Consider the following 23368-nt stretch of genomic DNA (forward strand, 5'->3'; position numbering starts at 1 on the left):
CGCGCCTCCAGTCCGACACCCCGTCGCGTTCTCGACCCGCAGCCGCTGAGATCGCACTTCGGCGGCCGTCGGCCCCGTCGGTCGCCGCCGAAGTGCGATCTCGCGGGCGGCGCGCGGGGGCAGGTCAGCGGTAGTTGCCGTCCTCGAGGCCGGCCTCGACCTCGAACCGGTTCCGCAGCGGGTCCCGCCCGGCCAGCGCGTAGACGACGGGCATGAGCATGCCGTACCTCCGCCACTGGTCGACGTGCACCCGCTCGTGCCGGAGCACCCGGTCGCCGTCGTTGTCGCGCGTCAGGTAGACCGAGCCGACGCACGTGCCACCGCGGCGGAACACCCACCGCGGCAGCCCCGTGCAGACCACAAGCCCGTCGACGACCCGCACCCTGCCGGTGGACAGCGGGACCCCGACGGCCAGACCGACACCGGTGGCGAACACCCAGCCGGCCCGGGACACGGGGGAGTCGAGGAACGCCCGCGCGAGGATGCGGCGCACCGCTACTCCGGGCGACCGTAGGTCTCGAGCAGGCGCAGCCAGATCTCGTTCATCGTGGGGTACGCGGGGACGGCGTGCCAGAGCCGGTCGATCGGGACCTCGCCGACGACCGCGACCGTGGCGGCGTGCAGCATCTCGGCGACGTCCTGGCCGACGAAGGTGACACCGACGACGACCTTCCGGTCTTCGTCGACGACCATCTTGGCGCGGCCGGAGTATCCGTCGGCCTGCAGCGAGGCCCCCGCGACGTTGCCGAGTTCGTACTCGACCGCGCGGACGTTCAACCCCTGCTCGCGGGCCTTCGACTCGGTGAGGCCGACGCTCGCGACCTCGGGGTCGGTGAAGGTGACCTGCGGTGCCGCGGCGTGGTCGGCGGTGGCGACGTGGGCGCCCCACGGCTCGGTGTGCAGCGGCGTGCCCTGGTGTCGGGCGGCGATCGCCTCGCCGGCGGCGCGGGCCTGGTACTTGCCCTGGTGCGTCAGGAGGACGCGGTGGTTCACGTCCCCCACGGCGTAGAGCCAGTCGGTGCCGTGCACGAGCATCGTGTCGTCGACCTGCAGCCAGTCGCCCGGGGTCAGGCCGACGGACTCGAGCCCGAGCTCCTTCGTGTGGGCGGCCCGGCCGGTGGCGGCGAGGACCTCGCTCGTGACGACGGTGGTGCCGTCGTCGAGGGTCGTCGTGACGAGGCCGTGCTCGTCGCGGTCGACCCGGGTGGGGTTCACGCCGGTGCGGACGTCGATGCCGAGTTCCCGCATGGCGTCGGCGACGAGTTCACCCGCGAAGGGCTCCATGCCGCCGAGCAGCCCGTGGCGGGCGACGAGGGTGACCTTCGCCCCGAGCGACGCCCACGCGGTGGCGAGCTCGGATCCGGAGACACCGCCGCCGATGACGAGCAGGCTCTCGGGGACGTGCTGGGCGCTCGTGGCCTCACGCGTGCCCCACGGCGTCGCGTCGGCGAGCCCGGGGACGTCGGGGAGGGTGTGCAGCGAACCGGTGACCACGGCGATGGCTGCCGCGGCGGTGTACGTCGTGCCGTCGACCTCGATCGTCTTCTCGCCGGTGATGTGGGCGTGCCCACGGATCAGGTCGATGCCGGCCGAGTCGAGCCAGGAGACCTGACCGTCGTCCTTCCAGTCCGAGGTGAACGAGTTGCGGCGAGCGAGGACCCGAGCTGCGTCGAGCTCGCCGGTCACCGCCTGCTTCGCGCCGTCGAGCCGCTTCGCCGCGGCGAGGGCGTGGCCGCTGCGGAGGAGCGCCTTCGAGGGCATGCACGCCCAGTAGGAGCACTCACCGCCGACGAGCTCGGCCTCCACGATCGCGACGCTGAGGCCGCGCTTCTTGGCGTAGTCCGCCACGTTCTCGCCGACAGCGCCGGCTCCGATCACGATGAGGTCGTAGTCCGTCATGGTGCTGAGCGTACGCGGACGAGCGTGACGCCTGCCGACCGCGAGGGGTCCGACACGCGTCGACCGGGCGAAGGCGTGTCAGACGGCCCGGGACGCGCTCGTCAGGGCGCCGACCGCCCGCAGGATCACGCCGAGGTCGTCGACCGCGCGGTCCGGGTCGACGGGGGCGAACCCGGTCAGGGCCGCACCGGCGAGACGACGTCCGCGGGTCGCAGCCTGGATGCGCTCGACCAGGCCGGCACCGTCGAGGCCGAACGGCACGGGCTCGAGCAGCCCGTCGACCTCCGACGGGTCGAGGACGTCGAGGTCGACGTGGACGAACACCGCACTCGCGCCCGTGGCGTCCACGGCGGCGGCGATCGCGTCGGGGGTGGCGGCGTCGACGTCGAGGTGCACGATGCCCGCGCGGTCGAGCGAAGCCGTTTCGGTGTCCTCGACGCCGCGCACCCCGGCGAGCACGACGGACGACGCCGGCACCGTGGGGATCGCGGGGAAGAGGTCGTCCGGACGGTCCACCAGGATGCGGAGCACCGCGGTCTCGGCGGCGACCGGCTGCGCGCGGTTCAGCGCACGGAACCCGCTCGATCCGGCGATCCGGACGAACGCGGTGTCGGCGTCGAGCCCGGCGGTCGCGCCGAGGACGCTCGCGCCGTCACCGCCGACGACCAGCACGGGCTCGTTCGACACCGCGGTCTCCTCGGCGACGCGCTCGGCGACGGCGAGGACGGACGTGTACCGGGCGACTGCGGTCTCGAGTCGGTCGCCGGCGCCGGCGGGCACGTCGATGACGGTCGTCGACGCCCGGGGGAGGTCGGCCGCGATCGCGGCGGCTCCGTCTCCGAGACGCATCGCACGGGACGACGCCGAACCCTGCCACTGACCGACCACGAGGAACTGCATCGTCTCAGTCTGTCAGGTGGGGTCCGACGTCGCCCGTGGGGTGTGTCAGATGCTCGACGAGCCGCCGGCCTTCAGCGCGGCGAGACGGGCTTCGACGTCGGCGTCCTTGCCGAGGTCCTCGAGGCTCTCGAACTGTGCGTCGAGGCTCGACGCCTGCAGTTCCTGCTGACCGAGGACCTTGGCCTCCTCGCGGCGGACCTTCTCCTCGAAGCGGGACAGGTCGCTCGTCGGGTCGGTGATGTCGATGTTCCCGATGGCGTCGTTCACCTTCGACTGCGCCTCGGCCGTCTTGGAGCGGGCGACCAGGCTGTCGCGCTTGGCCTTGAGGTCCTGCAGCTTCTGCTCCATGCCCGCGAGGCCCTGCTTCAGCTGCTCGACCTGCTGGTTCTGGGTGGCGAGCGACGGCGCCTGCTGCTTGACCTCGTCCTCGGCGGCGATCTGCTTGCCGATCGCGATCTTGGCGAGGTTGTCGAACTTGTCGGCCTCGGCGGTCTTGCCCTCGGCGCGGTACTTGTCGGCGGCGGCGGAGGCGTTCGCGGCCTTCTGACCCCACTCGGTGGCGGCGCGGACGTCCTCCTCGTTGTCCTGCTCGAGCAGGCGGAGGTTGCCGATCGTCTGGGCGATCGCCGTCTTCGCGTCGGCGATGTTGTTCGTGTAGTCACGGACGAGCTGGTCCAGCATGAGCTGCGGGTCCTCGGCGTTGTCGATGAGCTGGTTGATGTTCGCCTTCAGGAGCGAGGAGATGCGACCGAAGATCGTCTGCTTTGCCATTGCTGTTCCCTTTCGTGGAAGGTTCGTGGAAGGTCTGGTCGTGGTGTCGAGTGTGCCGGGTGTGCCGGGTCAGAAGCGGCCGCCGCCGGAGAACCCGCCGCCGCCTCCGCCGCCACCCCCGCCGAAGCCGCCGCCCCCGCCGAAGCCGCCCCCGCCGCCGAAGCCGCCGCCCCCGAAGGAACCGCCGCCGTAGCTGCCGCCCCGTCCGCCGAGGAGCCCGCCGAGGACGAGCCCGGTGACGAGCCCGCCGAGTTGGGCGCCGTTGCCGCCCCCGCCGCCGAGGCCGCCTCCGCCGCCCCAGCCGCCCATGTCGTTGTTCGCCTCGTCCATCGCCGCCGCCGCGTACTGCTCGGCAGCGCGTGCGGCCTGCAGTGCCTGCCCGGGGTCGGTCGTGGCGAGCTGCACGGCGTCGTCGAGCGCGCGTCCGGCTTCGGACAGCCGGGTCCGGGCGGTCGGCCCGACGGCGCCCCGGTGCAACGAGATGAAGTCGCGTGCCTGGCTGATGCGGTTCCGCGCGTCGCGGAGCGCGTCGTCGAGGGCTCGGGCCGCGCGGCGCTGCTGCTCCTCGGCACCGCGAGCGGCCGCGATCGCCTGGTCGATCTCGGTGTTCGCCTTCGTCAGGGCGTCGACGGCGGCGATCGGGTCCTTCGGGTCGAGCCCCTGGTTGAGCACGGTCTGGGCACGGGTGACGGCGGCGGCCAGTTCCGGCCCGCCGGCCCGCAGGGTCTTCGCGGCCGCGACGTCGCCCTCGATGTCGGTGCGCATGGCCTCGGCACGTGCGGTGGCCTCGGCGAAGGTCCGCTCGGCGGCGGTGGCGCTGGCGGTGAGCTGCTGCATCTGGGCGAGGGCGTGCTGGGCGTCCCGGACGGCGACGACCGCCTCGCCCTTCTCACCGGCTGCGATGGAGGCGGTGGCGGCCTGGGACCGCTCGGTGGCGTACGCGAGCACCTGCTGCGCCTGGTCGACGCTGTCGGCGACGGTCGCCAGTGTCCGGCCGGTGTAGGCGGCGCGGACGTGATCGAGCGCGGACGCGGCCGCCTGCACCGATGCGGGTGCGGCGGCGACGGCCTGCGCGAGCGCGACCGCGGCCTCGTCGACGCCGTCCTCGAGCGAACGGAGCTGGTCGAACGCCTCGGTCTGTTCCTCGATCGCGGCGTGCGCCTGCTCGCAGATCGCGATGATCTGGTTCGCCCAGTCGGCGCGCTGCTGCGGGGTGTCCGGGATCTCGTCGTCGAGCTGCTGCTGGAACGTGAAGGCCTTGCGGACGGCCTGCTGGGCCGCGGCGACGGCGTCGGCGAAGGGCTTCGCGGCATCGGCTCCGAACTGGGCCGTGGCGAACCCGACCTCTTGTTCGGCGGTGCGGAGTTCGTCGTCGATCGTCACGAGGGCACCGCCAGCGGTCCGCTCGAGACCGGCGAGCGACTCTTCCTGCGCCTTGGTCGCGGCGGCGGTCCGGCGCTTGTTGCGCGCCCGGATCACGAGCACGAGGACGACGGCACCGACGACGAGCACGAGGAGCAGGATCCAGAGCCACGTGAGGTTCGGCGGTGCCTGCGTCGCGGAGAGCCCGTTCGCGAAGGCCACGGCGGCGCCGGACCAGTCGTTCTGCTTGAGTGCGGGCACCAGGTCGTCGTCGACAGCGGTCTGCACGTCGGACTCCGGGATCGACGAGGTGTCGGTCTGGTGGACGTCGTAGTTCCGCTCGTCGACGGCCACGGAGAGCAGGATGCCGTCACTGTCGATCTGGTTCAGCTGCATCGTCGCGTTGCCCCACTCGGTGTGGTCCGAGGGGTCGGAGAACTCCGGCACGAACACGACGTAGAGCTGCGTCCCGGTGTCGGCGTAGAGGTCCTTGACGGCGGATTCGACGCGGGACTGCTGTGCGGAGCTGAGCGCGTTCGCCTCGTCGACGACGTACCCGCCGTCGAGGTCGACGGGTGCGGTCGCGTGGGCCGCCGTCGCCGGCGCCAGGACGATGAGCACCGCGGCCAGCGCTGCGGCGAGCCTGCCGATCAGTCGCGGTGTCCCCCTGTTCGTCCTCGTCCTGCCCGTGGCCGATCCGCCCTGGACCGCTCGCATCCGTCCTCCGTCCGTCGCCGGTGCGCCGGTGCCGAACGACCTCGGAACCGCGCCCCGGAGCGCTGTTGCCCGGAGTCTATCCACGCCACGCAACGGTCGGACAGACTGTGGGCGAACCCTCGTGGAACCCCCGATCTGTGGACGTGTTGTCCCCCGGACCGGGGTATGCTCGGGGTCGCGTTCGACGACGAACGAGACAGGGGAACAGCAATGGAGCGAACAACCAGCACCGAGGTCGTCCCACTCGAGGACGGCTACCACCGCGTGTCGACGCCCGCCAGCGGCGTGATCGGGTTCGTGCGCGAGCACAACGGACGGTACGAGGTCCTCCGTGGCCGAGTCCGCCAGGCCACCCGTTCCGAGGGCCTGTACAGCACCATGAACGTCGCGCTCATCGCGCTCACGCACGCCTGATCCGGTCCGCCGGAACCGGCTCGCGCACTGATCAGGAGTGCGCGCGCCCGTAGGCTCACCGTGTGAGTCTCCCGCGCCTCCAGGCAGTGGCCCTGACGCTGTCAGCGCCCGGCGCGACCCGTGACGACGACCGGGAGGCGCTGCTCGCCGCCGTCGTGTCGGCCACCGGCCGCGACGGTTCGGTCGTGCGCGCGGGGCGCGTCTGTCCGCACTGCGGCGGGACCGACCACGGTCGTCCGTGGGCCGAGGCCGACGGCTGCGCCGTCGGCGTGAGCCTCGCACGGACCTCCGGTGTCCTGGCGATCGCCGTCGCCCCTGACGTCGTCGGCGTCGACGTCGAGCGGGTCTCCCGCGTCGCAGCCGCACCGCTCGACGTCTTCACGGCCGGGGAGCGCACACGCGCCGAGGGTGACGTCCGCGCCCTCGCCGCCTGCTGGGCGGTGAAGGAGGCCGTCCTCAAGCGCGACGGTCGGGGCCTCCGGGTCGACCCCGTCTCCGTCGACGTCGATCTGGCCCGCGGGGTCGCGGTGCTCGATGGCCGTCCACAGCCGGTGACGGTGCTGTACCCCGAGGACGACGTCGTCGTCGCCGTCGCTGCCGGGGGTCTGCCGGTCAGCGGGGGAGCGTGAGCACCTCGACGCCGTCCTCGGTGATCGCGACGGTGTGCTCGGTGTGGGCCGTCCGGGCTCCGGTGGCGCTCCGCAGTGTCCACCCGTCGGGGTCGGTGACGAGCACGCCGGTGTCCGCCATCACCCAGGGCTCGAGGGCGAGCAGGAGTCCTGGTCGGAGCCTGTAGCCGCGTCCGGGTCGTCCGGTGTTCGACACGTGCGGGTCCTGGTGCATCGTCGAACCGATGCCGTGGCCACCGAACTCGGTGTTCACCGGGTACCCCGCGGCTTTCAGGACCGTGCCGATCGCGTGGGAGAGGTCGCCGATGCGAACGCCCGGCCCGGCGACGTCGATGGCCGCGGCGAGTGCGCGCTCGGTGGCGTCGACGAGCGCGAGGTCGGCGGCTTCCGGGGTGCCGACGACGAAGCTGGTGGCCGCGTCGGCCGCGATGCCGTCGAGGGTCACGGCGAGGTCGAGCGTGAGGAGGTCGCCGTCTGCGAGGACACGGTCGTGGGGGAGGCCGTGCAGGACCGCGTCGTTGACGGCGGTGCAGATGTGGTGGCCGAACGCTCCGCGGCCGAACGAGGGCGCGTAGTCGACGTAGCAGGACACGGCGCCGGCCTCCTCGATCATCGCCTTCGCCCAGCGGTCGATCTCGAGCAGGTTCGTCCCGACGCGGATGCGGTCCCGGAGGGTGTGCAGGATCGTGCCGACGAGGGCGCCGGTCGCGCGGGCCTTCTCGAGTTCGGACGGGGTGAGGATCTCGATCATGGGATGATCATACCGGTACAGAAAGACCGGTATTAGAGTGGGAACATGGTCCGTCTCCCGCTCAGTCCCGACGAGGTCGCTCGTGGTCGTCGCCTCGGGGCGCTGCTCCGGCAGGCCCGGGGTGCGCGTTCGATGCTCGACACCGCGCTCGCGGCGGGGATCTCGCCCGAGACGCTGCGGAAGATCGAGACGGGGCGCATCGCGACGCCGGCGTTCTCCACGATCGCCTCGGTCGCCGGCGTGGTCGGGCTGTCGCTCGACGCAGTCTGGGCAGAGGTCAGCTGCGAGCCCGACCGACAGGCGACGATCGTCGCCTCCTGACCGAGCGGCGTCCGTTCAGCCGAGCGGCGGCACCCCGGGCTCGTCGATCCACGGAGCCGTCAGCGCCCGCACCGCGTCGACGGTGACACCCGCGGTCCCGGCGAACGCGTCGAGCACGTCCTCCGGCAGCACCGACCCGTGCCGGTGCCGCTCGGTGATGGCCCGGAGGCCGGCGAAGAACGCGTCGTCGCCGATCGACCGCCGCACCGCGTGCAGGGCGAGGGCCCCGCGCTTGTAGACCCGGTCGTCGAACATGTCCTTCGCGCCCGGCTCGGCGACCACGAGGTCCTGCGGCTGCTCGAGCAGCCCGTCCCGGTACCGGGCGGCGAGGACGTCCGCGGTGTCGCCGCCGCGGTGCTCCGACCACAGCCACTCCGCGTAGCAGGCGAAGCCCTCGTGCAGCCAGATGTCCCGCCAGCGGGCGACGGTGACGGAGTTGCCGAACCACTGGTGCGCGAGCTCGTGCGCGATGAGGCGGTCGGTGCCGTGCTCGCCGTCGACGTGGTTCCGCCCGAAGACGGCGAGGCCGTGTGCCTCGAGCGGGATCTCGAGGTCGTCGTCCGTCACGATGACGCCGTACGCGGGGAACGGGTACGGACCGAAGCGCTCGGCGTAGAGCGCGAGCATCTCCGGCACCTGCCCGAAGTCGGTCTTCGCGGCCGCGGCGAGGTCGGCGGGGTGGTGCAGCGTGACCGGGACGCCCGCCGCGCGGAGCTTCGTGGTGCGGTACCGGCCGATCTGCACCGTGGCCAGGTACGTCGCCATCGGGTCGGTGGTGGCGTAGGTCCAGGTGGTGCCGGCCCGGGCACGCTCCTTGCCGAGCAGGTCGCCGTTCGCCACGACGTCGTAGGCGGCCTCGGCGGTGATCTCGAACCGGTACGTGGCCTTGTCGTCCGGGCGGTCGTTGCAGGGGAACCAGGACGGGGCGCCGGTGGGCTGCGCGGCGACGATGACGCCGTCGGTCAGTTCCTCCCAGCCGATCTGGCCCCAGGGGCTCCGGAGCGGGTGCGGGGTGCCGCGGTACTTCACGTGCACCGTGAACTCGACGCCGGCGGCGATCGGTGCTGCGGGTGTCACGGTGAGCTTGTGCGTCGCGGTCGAGCTCTTCTTCGCACGTTTCCCGTCGACGTCGACCCGGTCCACCGTCAGGCCGTGCAGGTCGAGGACGACGCGGTCGAGGTCGGCCGCCGCCCGCGCCGTGACCACCGCGGTGCCGTCGAGCCGGTTCGTCGCGACCCGGTACTCCAGGCGGAGGTCGTAGTGCAGTGCGTTCCACCGCCGGTCGCCGCTGTGCGGGGTGTACGGGTCGGGATCCGGCCCCGTCGGGACGGGGTTCGTCGGCGAGGCGGTCGTCGGCACAGCGTTCTTCGGGGTCACGGTGCCGGTCAGTCTGCCACGCCCACGCGGTCCGCGGCCGGGCCGGCGGGCGGAGTGGACACTGCCGCGGGCGAGACCGGCGCAGTCGGCACGGCGGGCGCTCCGGACCACGGTGCGATCGGGTTGCCCGCCCAGTGCGTCCCGCCGGGCACCTGCTCCCCGCGCATCACGAGCGACGCCGGCCCGACGGTGGCGCCCGTCCCGATGCCGGCTGCGGGGAGGACCACGCTGTGCGGGCCGAGGGTCGACCCGGCGTCGAGCCGCACGGTGTCGAGCTGCATCACCCGGTCGTGGAACAGGTGGGTCTGGACGACGGTCCCGCGCGCCACCGATGCTCCGGCACCGATCGTCACCAGGTCGGCCTCGGGCAGCCAGTACGTCTCCAACCAGGTGCCCCGGCCGATCGTCGCCCCGAGGCTCCGCAGCCACGCGGCCAGTGCGGGCGTGCCGGTGGCCTGCTCGGCGAACCAGGGGCGGGCGACGGTCTCGACGAAGGTGTCCTGCACCTCGTTCCGCCAGACGAACGACGACCACAGCGGGTGCTCCCGTGCGGCGATCCGGCCGACGAACGCCCACTTCGCGATCGTCGAGACCACCGCGGCGACGGCGCCCGCGACGATGAGCACCGGGCCGGCGAGCAGCACGGTCCAGCCGATGCCGACCGCGGCCCAGAGTGCGAGCAGGGACCCGACGACGCCGAGCGCGATCGCCGCGGACACCATCGGCGCGATGAGCCGCAGCAGTTCCCAGCAGCCGCGCGCGACCTTCAGGGACCGCGACGGGCGGAAGGTGCGCTCCTCGTCGAACTCGGCTGCGGCGCGACGGAGCCGGACCGGTGGCGACCCGAGCCACGACGACCCGCGCTTCGCCTTCTTCGGCACCGCGGACAGCACCGCCACCAGGGCCTCGCGCGGCACCGATCGCCCAGCACCCGTCATCCCGCTGTTGCCGAGGAACGCCCGACGGCCGACCTTCGACCGACCGATCCGCACCCGTCCGCCGCCGAGCTCGTAGGTGGCGACCATGGTGTCGTCGGCGAGGAACGCCCCGGAGGCGATCTGCGTGAGCGCGGGGATGAGCAGCACCGTCGAGATCTCGGTGTTCCGCCCCACCTTCGCCCCGAGCATCCGGAGCCACACCGGGGTCACGAGCGACGCGTACAGGGGGAAGAGCAGGGTCCGTGCAGCGTCGAGCACCCGCTCCGTCGACCAGACCTGCCAGCCGGTGCGGGAGCGCACCGGGTGCCGCCCCTCGACCAGGCCGATCCCGAGCAGCCGGACCGACGCGACGACGAGCAGCGCGTACACGGCGCCGGCGACGACCGTCGCGATCGGCACCCACGCCAGCGCGCGGAGCACCGCGTCCCCGATCGAGGGCGCCGGTCCGACGAGCAGCCACGCCACGGCCACCCCGGCGGCGACACCGACCACCGGCAACCCGGCCACGGCCACCGACCCGGCGCCGTACGCCAGCAGCCACCGACGTCGGGACGCGGGGCGCGCCTCCCGGTCGTGTCGAGCCGACCCGACGCGTTCCGCGGGCGACCCCGCCCAGCGCTCCCCGTCGGGGACCCGGCCGGTGACGGCCGAACCCGCCTCCACCTCGGAACCGGTGCCGACGTGCGCTCCCGGCAGCAGCGTCGTGCGGCTGTGGACCACGGCGTCCGCGTCGACGCGGACCCGACCGATCCGGAACACGTCGCCGTCCACCCAGTGCCCGGCGAGGTCCACCTCCGGCTCGATCGACGCCCGCTTGCCGATGGTCAGCATCCCCGTCACCGGCGGCAGCGTGTGCAGGTCGACGTCCTTGCCGATCCGCGCACCGAGCGCCCGCGCGTAGTAGCTGATCCACGGCGCCCCGGCGGTCGACGGGCCGTCCACCGCCTCGGCGATGCGCTCCGCGAGCCACACCCGCACGTGCACCGAACCACCACGCGGATGGTCACCCGGCCGGACCCCGACGAGGATCAGCCGCGCGAGCACGACCGTCACCGCCATCTTCCCGATCGGGGTGACGAAGAGCAGCAGCGCGACGACCAGCACCGGCCACGGCAGCACCGGTACCGACGGCAGCGTCGTGGCGTGCAGCACCGAAGCGACGAGGGCCGTCCACGTCAGCACCCGCAGACCGCGGAGGACCTGCACCGGCAGCCCGAGCAGCGTCATCAGGAACCCGGTCAGCGGCGGAACCGGACGGACGTCACGGGGGACCGACACCACCGGACCGGAGTCGTCGAGCGCCGCAGCCAAAGCGCCGATCCGCGGGTGGTCGTACACGTCCGCCACCGTCGTCGTCGGGAAGCGCTCACGGATGGCCGACACCAGCTGCGCCGCCGTGAGCGAACCGCCACCGTGGGCGAAGAAGTCGTCGTCGACGCTCGACACCGGCACCCCGAGGATCGCCGCCCACCGCTCCGCGATCCACGCCACCGTGTCCGGCAGCATCGCCTGGTCGGTCGAGCCGGGCAGAGGCCAGGGCAACGCCGCACGGTCCACCTTCCCCGACGTCCTGGTCGGCAGGGACTCCACCACTGCGAGGAGCGGCACCAGCGCCGCCGGCAGCTCCTCCCGCAACCGGGCGTTCGCCGCCGCGGTGTCGATCGACGCCCCCGCGACCGGCGCCACGTACCCGACCAGCACCTGGTTGCCCGCCGGCGTCCGCTGCACCACCGCAGCACCACCCGCCACGTCCTCGAGCGCCTGCAGTGCCGCGTCGATCTCACCGAGCTCGATCCGCCGACCGCCGAGCTTCACCTGGTCGTCCGCACGCCCCTGGAACACCAACCCCTCCGGGTCGTACCGCACCAGGTCACCACTCCGGTACGCCCGCTCCCACCCGAGCTCCGGGAACGGCGCGTACTTCTCCGCGTCCTTCGCCGGGTCGAGGTACCGGCCGAGCCCCACCCCGCCGATCACCAGCTCACCGACCCCACCCGGCTCGACCCGCTGCCCCGCGGCGTCCACCACCGCGAGGTCCCACCCGTCCAACGGCAGCCCGATCCGCACCGGCGACGACCCGTCCATGAGAGCGCCGCACGCGACGACGGTCGCCTCCGTCGGGCCGTACGTGTTCCAGAGCTCCCGGTCACGGCTCGCGATCCGCGCCGCCAGCTCCGGCGGGCACGCCTCACCACCGAAGATCACCAACCGGACCTGCTCCAGCGCATCGTCCGGCCACAGCGCCGCCAGCGTCGGCACCGTCGACACCACCGTGATCCCGTGCGCGATCAACCACGGGCCCAGGTCCACCCCGGTCCGCACCAGCGACCGGGGCGCCGGCACGAGACACGCACCGTGCCCCCACGCCAACCACATCTCCTCGCACGACGCGTCGAACGCCACACTCAGCCCCGCGAGCACCCGGTCACCCGGCCCGATCGGCGCCCGCTGCAGGAACATCCGCGCCTCGGCGTCCACGAACGCCGCCGCCGACCGGTGCGTCACCGCCACACCCTTCGGCACCCCCGTGGACCCCGACGTGAAGATGATCCACGCGTCGTCCGTCAGCCCGGGGGCCTCGGCGCTCGCCGCGGGGTCCGTCACCGGCGACGGTGCAGCATCCGGCATCCCGGACACGTGCAGCACCCCGCCCGCGCCGATCACGCCGACGACACCGGCCTCGCCGAAGACGAGCGCGGCGCGTTCCTCGGGGTCGTCGGCGTCCACCGGCACGTACGCGGCACCGGCCGCCAGCACGGCGAGGATCGACACGTACAGGTCACGACCGCCGGAGGGGATCCGCACGCCGACGCGGTCACCCCGCCGGACGCCGTGTCGCGCCAGGTCGTCGGCACGCTCGTGCACGAGTCGGAGGAGCGTCGCGTAGTCGATCGTGCCCGCCGGGTCCTCGAGCGCGAGAGCGTCGGGGTGCTCGGCCGTGGTGGCCGTCAGGACGTCGAGCAGGGTCCGCGGCGACGGTGCGTGCTCGCCGCGGGCGAGTTCGTGCTGCGGGTTCCCGGTGGCGCTGGGCATCGAGTCCTCTTCCCGGTCGTGTGCGGGACGACCGGCCCGTGATCCTAGGGGGTCGATGTGACCGGTTCGGAAACAGCCGGTGCAGCGTCGGCACGCGGTGCGCCGCCGGCACGCGGCTCGCCTCCGCCACGCGGCTCGCCGCCGCCACGCGGCTCGCCTCCGCCACGCGGTGCGTCGCCGGCACGCGGCATCCCTCCGCCACCGTGCCCGAGGGATGCGCGCGCCGCGTCGAGCGCCGCCGCGACCCCGATCGAGTCGTCGAGCGAGTGCAGCGGCGACTCCGTCCGGCCGTCCGCGACGTACCGGGCGAGCGCCGCGGCCTGCCACACGAGCCCCTGACGGCCCTGCAGTCCGGTGGGCTCCGCCCAGGGCGTCTCGCCGGAGCCGTCGTGCACCGCGAACGACGCCGGGAAGACGAAGTGGTCGGTGTACCGCACGGTCGCGCGGCTGCCCGCGATGACCGCCAGGCCCGGCGTCCACGCCGTCATCGACGTGGTCACCACGGACTGCGCGCCGCCGTCCGCCGTCGACACGGTGACGGACTGGAGGTCCACCCCACGATCCGAGACCGCCCCCGCCGTGCTGCTGGTCACCGGGGCGCCGGTGGCGAAGCGTGCGAACCAGTGCCCGTAGACACCGGCGTCGAGGAGCGCGCCGCCGCCGGCGGCCGGGTCGAACATCCGGTCGGCCGGGTCGGGCTCGTGCGGCCAGCCGACGTCGACCGACGCGAGACGGACGTCACCGAGGACGCCGTCTGCGAGCAACCGGGCTATGACGGTCGTGCCCGGGAGGTAGCGGGTCCACATCGCCTCCATCGCGAGGACCCCGGCGGCGCGGGCGGCCTCGGCGAGGGTGCGGGTGTCCGCTGCCGAGGTGGTCATCGGCTTCTCGACGAGCACGTGCTTGCCGGCGGCGATCGCCAGGAGGGCGTGTCCGAGGTGCTGCGGGTGCGGCGACGCGACGTAGACGACGTCGACCGTGGGGTCGGCGACGAGGGCCTCGTACGAGTCGTGCGCGTGCGCGACACCGTGCTGTGCGGCGAAGGCGGCGGCGCGTTCGGGGGAGCGGGAGCCGACGGCGACGACGCGCTGGTCCGAGTTCGCGTGCAGTGTCGCCGTGAAGTCGTTCGCGATCACGCCCGGTCCGATCACGCCCCACCGGAGCACCGGTCCGCCTCGGAGCGGTTCGACCTCGGGCTGGGGAAACGTCATCGTCATGCGTCGACGCTACAGCGGGACGCAGCTGATGGGGCCTGCCGGGCCGACTGAGCGAAGCTGGCGACGGCCTCACCGGGGCCGACCACGGGGGACGGTCGGCGAAGCCGACATCGCGGGCAGCCGACTGAGCGGAGCTGGTGAGGGTCACACCGGAACCGACCACGGGGGACGGTCGGCGAAGCCGACATCGCGGGCAGCCGACTGAGCGGAGCTGGCGACGGCCACACCGGAACCGAGGACGGGGGACGGTCGGCGAAGCCGACATCGCGGGCAGCCGACTGAGCGGAGCGAAGACGTCTGCTTCCGCGGGGATGTCACTGTGCCCCCAGGAGGATTCGAACCTCCGCCCCTGCCTCCGGAGGGCAGTGCTCTATCCCCTGAGCTATGGGGGCCCTGGGTGTCTCCAACCGTAGCAGGTCCGTGACGGTCTCCTGGACACCGTGGCGGCCCGGCCGCGTGTCGGACGGGAGGCCCGTGGCGGCCCCGCCACGCGCCTCCAGGCAGTCGGATCCTGCGGTCAGCCGGCCGGCGTGGCGGACGCGGTCGGCTGCACGACGGCCCGCACCGCGTCGATGACGGGCTGGGCACCGCCGGGTTCGGTGAAGAGCGTCGATGACGCGGTGATCCAGTACGGATCCGCGAAGGCGTCGGCGCGACCGACGCCGTCGGTGAGCGAGAAGTACCCCTCAACGCGGTAGGTGGGGACGGATCCGCCCCGTTGGTAGAGCGCGTCCTTGAGGTTCGTGAGCGACTTCTCAGGCAGGTCCGCGACGGCGACGGTGATGGTCGTCGCGGTGTCGTCGGTGGCCTTCCACTGGCAGACGCGCCCGCGCTGCTGGGCGATCCGGGCAGCCGGCGAGCCCTTCTCGGGCTCGTAGCCGCGGTCGATGGCGAACGTCGTGCCGTACACGTCGAGCGACCCGGCGGGCAGCAGGTCGCCGCACGTCTGCGTCACCCGCTTGCCGACCGGCGCGGGACTCGCGCTCGGGGCGGGGCTGCCGCCGCCCGAGCACGCCACCAGCAGGACGGACGCGGACACGGTGAGCACGGCGGCGCTGATCGCCCGGACGCGGCTGCGGGTGGTCATCCCGCCATGATGGTGCATCGACCGGGGAGGACCTGGGCATCCCGGTAGACTCGACCCTCGTGACTCCTGCCGAACTCTCCGCTGCGTACCTGTCGATCCTGACCGGGATCGTCGAGCGACGCGGCGCGTCCGACACCGTGACCGTCGAGGAGTCCCACGTGACCCTCGAGCGTCCGAAGAACCGCGCGCACGGCGACTGGGCGTCGAACGCCGCGATGCAGCTCGCGAAGCGGCTCGGCACGAACCCGCGCGAGCTCGCGACGGAGATCGCCAGCGAGCTGACCGAGCTCGACGGCGTGGCCACCGTCGACGTCGCCGGCCCCGGGTTCATCAACATCACGCTCGAGGCCGCTGCTGCGGGCGAGATCGCCCGCACGATCGTCGAGTCCGGCTCGTCCTTCGGGAACGGCGACCTCTACGACGGCGTCCGGATCAACCTCGAGTTCGTGTCCGCGAACCCGACCGGCCCGATCCACATGGGCGGCGTGCGCTGGGCCGCGGTGGGCGACAGCCTCGCCCGGGTGTTCCAGGCGCAGGGTGGCCTCGTCACGCGTGAGTACTACTTCAACGACCACGGTGCGCAGATCGACCGGTTCGCGCGGTCCCTGGTGGCCTCGGCCCTCGGCGAGCCCACGCCGGAGGACGGCTACGGCGGCGCGTACATCTCGGACATCGCGGCCCGCGTCATCGCGACGTTCGAGCCCGGCACCGACGTCCGCGACATGCCCCGCGACGAAGCGCAGGAGCTGTTCCGGCGCGAAGGCGTCGAGTTCATGTTCACGGACATCAAGGCGTCGCTGCACGACTTCGGCGTCGACTTCGACGTGTACTTCCACGAGAACGCCCTGCACGAGTCGAAGGCCGTCGAGCGTGCCATCGACCGGCTCCGTTCGGCGGGCGCGATGTACGAGGCCGAGGGTGCCGAGTGGCTCCGCACGACCGACTTCGGCGACGACCGCGACCGCGTCGTCATCAAGTCCGACGGCGAACCGGCGTACATCGCGGGCGACCTGGCGTACTACCTCGACAAGCGCGAGCGCGGGTTCGAGCGGAACCTGATCATGCTCGGCGCGGACCACCACGGCTACGTCGGCCGGATGATGGCGATGTGTGCCGCGTTCGGCGACGAGCCGGGCAAGAACCTCGAGATCCTCATCGGGCAGATGGTCAATCTGCTCAAGGACGGCGAGCCGATGCGCATGTCGAAGCGCGCGGGCACGATCGTCACGATGGAGGACCTCGTCGACGCCGTGGGCGTGGACGCTGGCCGGTACTCGCTCGTCCGGTTCGCCAGCGACACCGCGATCGACATCGACCTCGACCTGCTCGTCAAGCGCACGAACGACAACCCCGTGTTCTACGTGCAGTACGCGCACGCCCGCACGCAGTCCGTGGCGCGGAACGCCGCCGCCTCCGGGGTGGATCGGTCCGCGTTCGACGCCTCGCTCCTCACGCACGAGACGGAGAGCGCCCTGCTCGGTGCCCTGGCCGAGTACCCGCGCGTGGTGCGGCAGGCGGCGGAGCTCCGCGAGCCGCACCGCATCGCCCGGTACATCGAGCAGCTCGCCGGGCTCTACCACCGCTGGTACGACGCCTGCCGTGTGACGCCGCTCGGCGACGAGACCGTGACCGACCTGCACCGAACGCGCCTGTGGCTGAACGACGCCACCGGCCAGGTCGTCCGCAACGGTCTGGGTCTGCTCGGCGTGACGGCGCCCGAGCGCATGTAGCCGCCGCGCCCGGCGCCCGACGCCCGGCGCCCGGCGCTCGGCGCTCGCTCCGCACACGCGTAGCCGCCGCGCCCGGCGCTCGCACACTCCGCACAACCGAAGTCACCCCGAACCGACGCGATCCCCGGTTCGGGGTGACTTTGGTTGTGCGCCGCACCGAACGGGCCGGCGTAACGACCAGCCCGCCGACGCGACCACCGGGCCGACGCACCGACCGGGCCGTAGCCGCGGCCACCCGCGCGCCGCGACCCGCGAGGCGGGCGTCCCACGGGCCTCCAGGCTCGCAACGAGATCACCCTGGCAAGGTGGGACGCATGTCCGCCGCCACCCCGACCCCTCGCACACGCCGCCGCTGGCCCGTCGTCCTCGTCGCCGTCGTGCTCGTCCTGGCCGCGCTCGTGGTCGTCGCCGAGTTCGTGCTCCGCGGCGTCGTCGACCGCATGATCGCCCAGCAGGTCGAGCAGTCCCTGCCGGACGGCGCCACCGGCACGGTCGAGGCGCACGCGAACGGCGTCGTCATGCCGCAGCTGATCCGGGGGAGCCTCGACGACGTGGAGATCTCCTCCGAGAAGCTCACGGTCGACGGCGTCCCGCTCGCCGCCGACGTCACCGCGCACGACGTCCCGATCGACGGCAAGGGCGACGTGCACGACGTGGACGGCAACGTCACCCTCGCGGCGTCGAGCGTCAAGGACCTGGCGAAGTACAGCCCGCTGTTCGACCGGCTGAGCCTGGCCGACGGGGGTGTCGAGCTCTCCGGCAAGACCGCCGTGCTCGGCTACGACATCACCTACGCGGCGAAGGGCGCGGTCGTCGCCCAGGCTGACGGCACGGGCATCACGATCACCCCGAAGACCGTGCGGATCACCAACTCGGCGCTCGGCCTCAAGGTGGACTCGATCCCGGGCGTCACGAACGTGCCGGTCGAGGTGTGCACCGCCCGGTTCCTGCCGTCGCAGCTCCGCGTGCGGTCGCTCGACATCACCTCGTCCGAGGCGTCGGTGCGCGTCACGGCCGACTCGCTGCCGCTCAACGAGCAGGGGCTGCAGACCGTGGGGACCTGCGACTGAGCGGCTGGGCGCGGGCGGCCGGGCGCGTGGCCGGGTGGTGCGGCGCGTCCGGCCGGGTGCGTGGCGCGTAACGCGGCCTGGAGGCACGGCTCGGCTCGGTAGGATCGGGTCCCGTGAGCGAGAACCCCCTTGCCCCGCAGCGACTGCGGTTCCCGTCGGACCCGTCCGCGCTCGAGGCGCGCATCTGGCCGGCGTCCGCGACGCGCACCGACGACGGCGAGCTCGCCGTCGGCGGCGTCAGTGCGTCCGACCTGGTCCTGCAGTACGGCACGCCGTTGTACGTGGTCGACGAGCGTGACGTCCAGTCGCGGGCGGTCCGGGTGCGGAACGCCTTCACCGAGGCGTTCGAGCGCATCGGCACCCGGGCGCACGTCTACTACGCGGGCAAGGCGTTCCTGACGACCCACGTCGCCGCGTGGATGGCCGAGGCGGACCTCCGGCTCGACGTCTGCACCGGTGGCGAGCTCGCGGTGGCGCTGGCCGGGGGAGCCGACCCGGCGATGCTCGGCTTCCACGGCAACGACAAGTCCGACGCCGAGATCGCCCGTGCGGTCGAGGTCGGGGTCGGCACGATCGTCCTCGACAGCCACGAGGAAGTGCGGCGCGTCGCCCGTGCCGCAGCCGAGGCCGGGATCGTGCAGCGCGTGCGCATCCGGATCAACAGCGGCGTCCACGCCTCCACCCACGACTACCTCGCCACCGCGCGCGAGGACCAGAAGTTCGGCATCCCGCTCAGCGAAGCGGTGGACGCGGCCGAGGCCGTGCGTGCCGAGCCCTCGCTCGCGTTCGTCGGGCTGCACTCGCACATCGGCTCGCAGATCTTCGACGAGTCCGGCTTCCGCGAGGCTGCTCGTCGCCTGATGGACGTGCACGCGACCCTGGTGGCGTCCGGGCCGGTGCCGGAGCTCAACCTCGGCGGCGGCTGGGGCATCGACTACACCGAGGCCGACTCCGCCTTCGAGCCGGAGGACGTCGCCGACGCGCTGGCGACCATCGTGGCCGAGGCCTGCGCCGAGCGGGACATCCCGGTGCCCGAGGTCGCGGTCGAGCCGGGGCGGTACATCGTCGGTCCGCCCGGGATCACGCTGTACCGCGTGGGGACGATCAAGCCGGTGACCCTGCCGGACGACCAGACCGGCGTGCCCGGCGTCTCGGCGACCCGCACCTACGTCTCCGTCGACGGCGGCATGAGCGACAACGTCCGTCCGGCGCTCTACGGTGCCGACTACACGGCGCGGCTCGTCCGGACGTCGGACGCCCCGGCCGTGCTCACCCGCGTCGTCGGGAAGCACTGCGAGAGCGGCGACGTCGTGGTGAACGACGAGTACCTGCCGGGCGACGTGCAGCGCGGGGACCTCCTCGCCGTGGCCGCCACCGGTGCCTACTGCTGGAGCCTCGCGAGCAACTACAACCACGTCGGTCGTCCGCCGGTCGTCGCCGTCGCCGACGGTGCAGCCCGTATCCTCGTGCGTGGCGAGTCGATCGACGACCTCCTCGCCCGCGACACCGGGGTCGCGCCCGTGCCCGGCACCGGTCGGTGACCCGACCGACCGGGCTGACCCCCACCGATAGGAACACCTCCCAGATGATCGAATACCGCAACGTCCGCGTCGCGCTGCTCGGAGCCGGCTCGGTCGGTTCTCAGGTGGCCCGGCTGCTCCTCGAACACGGTGACGAGCTGGCATCGCGCGCCGGAGCGGGCCTCGAGCTCGTGGGGATCGCCGTCCGCGACGTCGACGCCGCACGTGACGTGGACCTGCCGAAGGAGCTCTTCACGACGGACGCGGAGTCGCTGATCCTCGGCGCGGACATCGTCGTCGAGCTGATCGGCGGCATCGAACCCGCGCGGACGCTCGTGCTGCAGGCGCTGCAGTCCGGCGCGGACGTCGTCACGGGCAACAAGGCACTCCTCGCCACGCACGGCCCGGAGCTCTTCGCCGCCGCTGAGCAGGTGGGCGCGCAGCTCTACTACGAGGCGGCCGTCGCCGGTGCGATCCCGATCATCCGGCCGCTGCACGACTCGCTCGCCGGGGACCGGATCGTCCGGATCATGGGCATCGTCAACGGCACCACCAACTTCATCCTCGACCTGATGGACCGAGAGGGCGCGACCTTCGAGGACGCCCTCGCCACCGCGACGGAGCTCGGGTACGCCGAAGCCGACCCGACGGCCGACATCGAGGGCTACGACGCCGCGCAGAAGGCCGCGATCCTGGCGTCGCTGGCGTTCCACACCTCGGTGCCGCTCGCCGCCGTCCACCGCGAGGGCATCACGTCCGTCACGATCGAGCAGGTCCGTGCCGCACGCAAGGCCGGCTACGTCGTGAAGATCCTCGCGACCGCCGAGCGCCTCACCGACGAGTCCGGCACCGAGGGCGTCAGCGCCCGCGTGTACCCGGCGCTCGTCCCCGAGTCGCACCCGCTGGCGAGCGTGCACGGTGCGAAGAACGCCGTGTTCGTCGAGGCAGAGGCCGCCGGCGACCTGATGTTCTACGGCGCCGGAGCCGGTGGGGTCGAGACCGCGTCCGCCGTCCTCGGCGACCTGGTGTCGGCCGCACGCCGGCACGTCATCGGCGGCCCGGGAGTCGCAGAGTCCACCCAGGCCGCGATGCCCGTCTTCCCGATCGGCACGGTCCGCACCCGCTACCAGATCACGCTGCACGTGACGGACGCCCCCGGCGTGCTGTCCACCGTCGCCGGCGTGCTCGCCAAGCACGGCGTCAGCGTCGAGACGGTGGAGCAGACCGTCGCCACCGGCGCCGACGCGACGGCCACACTGGTCATCGGCACGCACCTGGCGCGCGAGTCCGACCTGGCGAACACGGTGGTGGCGCTCCGCAACGAGGACGTCGTCGCCGAGGTCACCAGCGTCCTGCGGGTCGTCGGCGCCTGACCGACCACGGGGTCGTCGGCGCCGACGTCGTCGTACCCCACACGAACGCCCGAACGAACAAGAAGGGGAGCCTGATGGCCCACCAGTGGCAGGGAGTCCTGCGCGAGTACGCCGACCGACTCGACGTGACCGAGGCGACGCCCATCGTCACGCTCGGTGAGGGCGGCACCCCGCTCATCCCGGCGCGACGGCTGTCCGAGCGCACCGGCGCCGAGGTCTACGTCAAGTTCGAGGGCATGAACCCGACCGGTTCCTTCAAGGACCGCGGCATGACGATGGCGATCTCGAAGGCCGTCGAGCACGGGGCGAAGGCCGTGATCTGCGCCTCCACCGGCAACACGAGTGCGTCCGCCGCCGCGTACGCGACGCACGCCGGCATCACGGCCGCCGTGCTCGTGCCCGAGGGGAAGATCGCGATGGGCAAGCTCAGCCAGGCCGTCGCGCACGACGCGCAGCTGCTGCAGGTCCAGGGCAACTTCGACGACTGCCTCGACATCGCGCGTGACCTCGCCGCGAACTACCCGGTGCACCTCGTCAACTCCGTGAACAACGACCGCATCGAGGGGCAGAAGACCGCCGCGTTCGAGGTCGTCGACGTGCTCGGTGACGCGCCGGACTTCCACTTCCTGCCGGTCGGCAACGCGGGCAACTACACGGCGTACTCCCGCGGGTACCGCGAGGACGTCGCCGCCGGACGTTCGACCCGCCTGCCGCGGATGTTCGGCTTCCAGGCCGCCGGCTCCGCCCCGATCGTCCGTGGCGAGGTCGTCAAGCACCCGGACACGATCGCGTCGGCGATCCGCATCGGCAACCCGGCGTCGTGGCAGTTCGCCCTCGAGGCCCGCGACGAGACCGACGGCTACTTCGGCGCCATCACCGACGAGGCCATCCTCGCCGCGCACCGCATCCTGTCGGCCGAGGTCGGCGTCTTCGTCGAGCCCGCGTCCGCGATCGGCGTCGCCGGTCTCCTCGAGCGTGCCGACGCCGGCGTCGTGCCGAAGGGCGCGAAGGTCGTCATCACCGTGACCGGTCACGGCCTGAAGGACCCGCAGTGGGCCCTCCGCACCCAGGACGGCGGCGAGGTCACGCCGACGAGCGTGCCCGTCGACACCACGGCGATCGCCGACGTGCTCGGACTGGTCGGCGCGGCGTGAGCACCGACCGCTCGTCCGGACCGGGGGAGGGCATCACCGCCCACATCGCTGTACCGGCCGGACGGGCGGTCCGCGTGCGGGTCCCGGCGACGTCCGCCAACCTGGGTCCCGGCTTCGACTCCCTGGGGCTCGCACTCTCGCTGTACGACGAGGTCGTCGTGCGGGTGCGCCCGGAACCCGGTGCGACCGTCACGGTCGAGGGCGTCGGCTCCGGCGAGGTCGCGATGGACGACACGAACCTCGTCGTCCGGGCGATCCGCCGCGGGCTCGAGCACGCCGGTGTCCCGCAGCCCGGGCTCGAGCTGCACGCCCGGAACGCGATCCCGCACGGCCGCGGCATGGGGTCGTCCGCCGCGGCCATCGTCGCCGGCCTGATGGCGGCGCGCGGCCTGCTCGAGGGCGTGGTCGACCTCGACGCCTCGACCCTGCTGCGACTGGCGACCGAGATGGAGGGGCACCCGGACAACGTGGCCCCCGCCCTGTTCGGTGGTCTGACGATCGCGTGGATGACCGCCGAGGGGCCCGCCTACAAGCGGCTCCTGGTGCACCGCGGTGTCGCGCCGGTGGTCTTCGTGCCCACGTCGACGCTCTCGACCAAGCTCGCCCGCTCCCTGCAGCCCGCGAGCGTCCCGCACGAGGACGCCGCGTTCAACGTCTCCCGCTCGGCCCTGCTCGTCGCGGCGCTCATCCAGAGCCCGGAGCTCCTCCTGGCGGCGACTGAGGACCGACTGCACCAGGCGTACCGCGCCAGTGCCATGCCGGAGACCGACGCCCTCATCCGCCTGCTCCGCCAGCACGGTCTCGCGGCCGTCGTCTCCGGTGCCGGCCCGAGCCTCCTGGTCCTCGGCAGCGACCCCGCGCAGCGCCTGACGGCCGCGGAACTCGTGTCGCGCCACGGCGAATCCGACTGGCGGGCGCTCATGCTGGCCGTCGATCTGGGTGGTGCTACAGTGGTGCCGCACTCGGCGCTCGAAGCCGAACCCGCGTAGGCGCCAGGAATTCTCCTCGCCGCGCAGGGTCCGGTGCGCGGGGGCAATCTCTTTCTGATCACCGAATCCCGGTCCGTCGTCTGAACGGCGGTCGATGCATACCCGTGCATCCGGGA

Annotated in this window: 19 protein-coding genes and 1 tRNA gene; 9 read left to right on the forward strand and 11 right to left on the reverse strand. The window is 72.8% G+C overall.

Annotation, left to right across the window (positions count from 1 at the left end; genetic code table 11):
- Positions 1-124 precede the first annotated feature (124 nt).
- From BLT36_RS14140 to BLT36_RS18815, 5 genes are all read right to left on the reverse strand, one after another.
- Entirely contained in the window at positions 125-493 is a 369-nt protein-coding gene (locus tag BLT36_RS14140; RefSeq protein WP_092096116.1) for a Fe-S oxidoreductase, read from the reverse strand.
- Between the two features lie 2 nt (positions 494-495).
- Positions 496-1899, reverse strand: a complete 1404-nt coding sequence (locus tag BLT36_RS14145) for a dihydrolipoyl dehydrogenase family protein (RefSeq protein WP_092096118.1) — start codon at positions 1897-1899, stop codon at positions 496-498.
- A gap of 78 nt (positions 1900-1977) precedes the next feature.
- On the reverse strand, positions 1978-2799 hold the full coding sequence (locus BLT36_RS14150; RefSeq protein ID WP_092096120.1) for an arginase family protein: 822 nt from the start codon (positions 2797-2799) through the stop codon (positions 1978-1980).
- 45 nt (positions 2800-2844) lie between these two features.
- On the reverse strand, positions 2845-3570 hold the full coding sequence (locus tag BLT36_RS14155; protein ID WP_092096122.1) for a PspA/IM30 family protein: 726 nt from the start codon (positions 3568-3570) through the stop codon (positions 2845-2847).
- A 69-nt stretch (positions 3571-3639) separates the two neighbouring features.
- On the reverse strand, positions 3640-5649 hold the full coding sequence (locus BLT36_RS18815; RefSeq protein WP_092096123.1) for a TPM domain-containing protein: 2010 nt from the start codon (positions 5647-5649) through the stop codon (positions 3640-3642).
- A 210-nt stretch (positions 5650-5859) separates the two neighbouring features.
- Here BLT36_RS18815 and BLT36_RS14165 point away from each other — a divergent pair, with 210 nt between their 5' ends.
- Together BLT36_RS14165 and BLT36_RS14170 are read left to right on the forward strand one after the other, a co-directional pair.
- Positions 5860-6063: a hypothetical protein gene (locus BLT36_RS14165; RefSeq protein WP_071291810.1), complete on the forward strand. Its 204-nt coding sequence runs from the start codon at positions 5860-5862 to the stop codon at positions 6061-6063.
- 62 nt (positions 6064-6125) lie between these two features.
- A complete protein-coding gene (locus tag BLT36_RS14170) occupies positions 6126-6692 on the forward strand; it encodes a 4'-phosphopantetheinyl transferase family protein (protein ID WP_092096125.1) in 567 nt (188 codons plus the stop codon).
- Here BLT36_RS14170 and map read toward each other — a convergent pair.
- Positions 6676-7443: a type I methionyl aminopeptidase gene (gene map, locus BLT36_RS14175; RefSeq protein ID WP_092096126.1), complete on the reverse strand. Its 768-nt coding sequence runs from the start codon at positions 7441-7443 to the stop codon at positions 6676-6678. The two genes, BLT36_RS14170 and map, sit on opposite strands and share 17 nt — an antisense overlap.
- 45 nt (positions 7444-7488) lie before the next feature.
- Here map and BLT36_RS14180 point away from each other — a divergent pair, with 45 nt between their 5' ends.
- A complete protein-coding gene (locus BLT36_RS14180) occupies positions 7489-7764 on the forward strand; it encodes a helix-turn-helix domain-containing protein (RefSeq protein WP_092096128.1) in 276 nt (91 codons plus the stop codon).
- 15 nt (positions 7765-7779) lie between these two features.
- Here BLT36_RS14180 and BLT36_RS14185 read toward each other — a convergent pair whose 3' ends face one another.
- The 5 genes from BLT36_RS14185 to BLT36_RS14205 form a co-directional block, all read right to left on the reverse strand.
- Positions 7780-9141 (reverse strand): M1 family metallopeptidase, encoded by a 1362-nt coding sequence (locus BLT36_RS14185; protein ID WP_254787663.1) that lies wholly within the window; start codon positions 9139-9141, stop codon positions 7780-7782.
- An 8-nt stretch (positions 9142-9149) separates the two neighbouring features.
- On the reverse strand, positions 9150-13112 hold the full coding sequence (locus tag BLT36_RS14190) for a Pls/PosA family non-ribosomal peptide synthetase (RefSeq protein ID WP_092096129.1): 3963 nt from the start codon (positions 13110-13112) through the stop codon (positions 9150-9152).
- Positions 13113-13156: 44 nt separating this feature from the next.
- Entirely contained in the window at positions 13157-14329 is a 1173-nt protein-coding gene (locus BLT36_RS14195; protein ID WP_254787664.1) for a Gfo/Idh/MocA family protein, read from the reverse strand.
- A 320-nt stretch (positions 14330-14649) separates the two neighbouring features.
- Positions 14650-14721 (reverse strand) — tRNA-Arg (locus tag BLT36_RS14200).
- Between the two features lie 125 nt (positions 14722-14846).
- Positions 14847-15416, reverse strand: coding sequence for a hypothetical protein (locus tag BLT36_RS14205; protein WP_092096131.1), 570 nt, complete (start codon positions 15414-15416; stop codon positions 14847-14849).
- 59 nt (positions 15417-15475) lie between these two features.
- Between BLT36_RS14205 and argS the strand changes: the two genes are divergently transcribed.
- The 6 genes from argS (at position 15476) to thrB (ending at position 23252) form a co-directional block, all read left to right on the forward strand.
- Positions 15476-17146 (forward strand): arginine--tRNA ligase, encoded by a 1671-nt coding sequence (gene argS / locus BLT36_RS14210; protein ID WP_092096133.1) that lies wholly within the window; start codon positions 15476-15478, stop codon positions 17144-17146.
- A 314-nt stretch (positions 17147-17460) separates the two neighbouring features.
- The gene (locus tag BLT36_RS14215) at positions 17461-18216 is read left to right on the forward strand and encodes an LmeA family phospholipid-binding protein (protein ID WP_092096135.1); all 756 of its coding nucleotides are present in this window, start codon (positions 17461-17463) and stop codon (positions 18214-18216) included.
- A 113-nt stretch (positions 18217-18329) separates the two neighbouring features.
- Positions 18330-19757, forward strand: coding sequence for a diaminopimelate decarboxylase (gene lysA, locus BLT36_RS14220; RefSeq protein WP_092096137.1), 1428 nt, complete (start codon positions 18330-18332; stop codon positions 19755-19757).
- Positions 19758-19801: 44 nt separating this feature from the next.
- On the forward strand, positions 19802-21109 hold the full coding sequence (locus BLT36_RS14225; RefSeq protein ID WP_092096139.1) for a homoserine dehydrogenase: 1308 nt from the start codon (positions 19802-19804) through the stop codon (positions 21107-21109).
- 74 nt (positions 21110-21183) lie between these two features.
- On the forward strand, positions 21184-22263 hold the full coding sequence (gene thrC / locus BLT36_RS14230) for a threonine synthase (RefSeq protein WP_092096140.1): 1080 nt from the start codon (positions 21184-21186) through the stop codon (positions 22261-22263).
- Positions 22264-22307: 44 nt separating this feature from the next.
- Positions 22308-23252, forward strand: coding sequence for a homoserine kinase (gene thrB, locus BLT36_RS14235; protein WP_092096522.1), 945 nt, complete (start codon positions 22308-22310; stop codon positions 23250-23252).
- Positions 23253-23368: the final 116 nt, after the last annotated feature.

Origin of the sequence: Curtobacterium sp. UNCCL20, from assembly GCF_900101675.1 — a bacterium.
In the GTDB taxonomy this organism is placed as follows: Bacteria; Actinomycetota; Actinomycetes; order Actinomycetales; family Microbacteriaceae; genus Curtobacterium.

What these genes read in the sequence shown, in the direction of transcription:
- BLT36_RS14145 (WP_092096118.1), bottom strand. Translation starts at nt 1,899, where the DNA reads ATGACGGACTACGACCTCATCGTGATCGGAGCCGGCGCTGTCGGCGAG.
- BLT36_RS14150 (WP_092096120.1), bottom strand. Translation starts at nt 2,799, where the DNA reads ATGCAGTTCCTCGTGGTCGGTCAGTGGCAGGGTTCGGCGTCGTCCCGT.
- BLT36_RS14155 (WP_092096122.1), bottom strand. Translation starts at nt 3,570, where the DNA reads ATGGCAAAGCAGACGATCTTCGGTCGCATCTCCTCGCTCCTGAAGGCG.
- BLT36_RS18815 (WP_092096123.1), bottom strand. Translation starts at nt 5,649, where the DNA reads ATGCGAGCGGTCCAGGGCGGATCGGCCACGGGCAGGACGAGGACGAAC.
- BLT36_RS14165 (WP_071291810.1), top strand. Translation starts at nt 5,860, where the DNA reads ATGGAGCGAACAACCAGCACCGAGGTCGTCCCACTCGAGGACGGCTAC.
- map (WP_092096126.1), bottom strand. Translation starts at nt 7,443, where the DNA reads ATGATCGAGATCCTCACCCCGTCCGAACTCGAGAAGGCCCGCGCGACC.
- BLT36_RS14180 (WP_092096128.1), top strand. Translation starts at nt 7,489, where the DNA reads ATGGTCCGTCTCCCGCTCAGTCCCGACGAGGTCGCTCGTGGTCGTCGC.
- BLT36_RS14190 (WP_092096129.1), bottom strand. Translation starts at nt 13,112, where the DNA reads ATGCCCAGCGCCACCGGGAACCCGCAGCACGAACTCGCCCGCGGCGAG.
- BLT36_RS14195 (WP_254787664.1), bottom strand. Translation starts at nt 14,329, where the DNA reads ATGACGATGACGTTTCCCCAGCCCGAGGTCGAACCGCTCCGAGGCGGA.
- BLT36_RS14205 (WP_092096131.1), bottom strand. Translation starts at nt 15,416, where the DNA reads ATGACCACCCGCAGCCGCGTCCGGGCGATCAGCGCCGCCGTGCTCACC.
- BLT36_RS14215 (WP_092096135.1), top strand. Translation starts at nt 17,461, where the DNA reads ATGTCCGCCGCCACCCCGACCCCTCGCACACGCCGCCGCTGGCCCGTC.
- BLT36_RS14225 (WP_092096139.1), top strand. Translation starts at nt 19,802, where the DNA reads ATGATCGAATACCGCAACGTCCGCGTCGCGCTGCTCGGAGCCGGCTCG.
- thrC (WP_092096140.1), top strand. Translation starts at nt 21,184, where the DNA reads ATGGCCCACCAGTGGCAGGGAGTCCTGCGCGAGTACGCCGACCGACTC.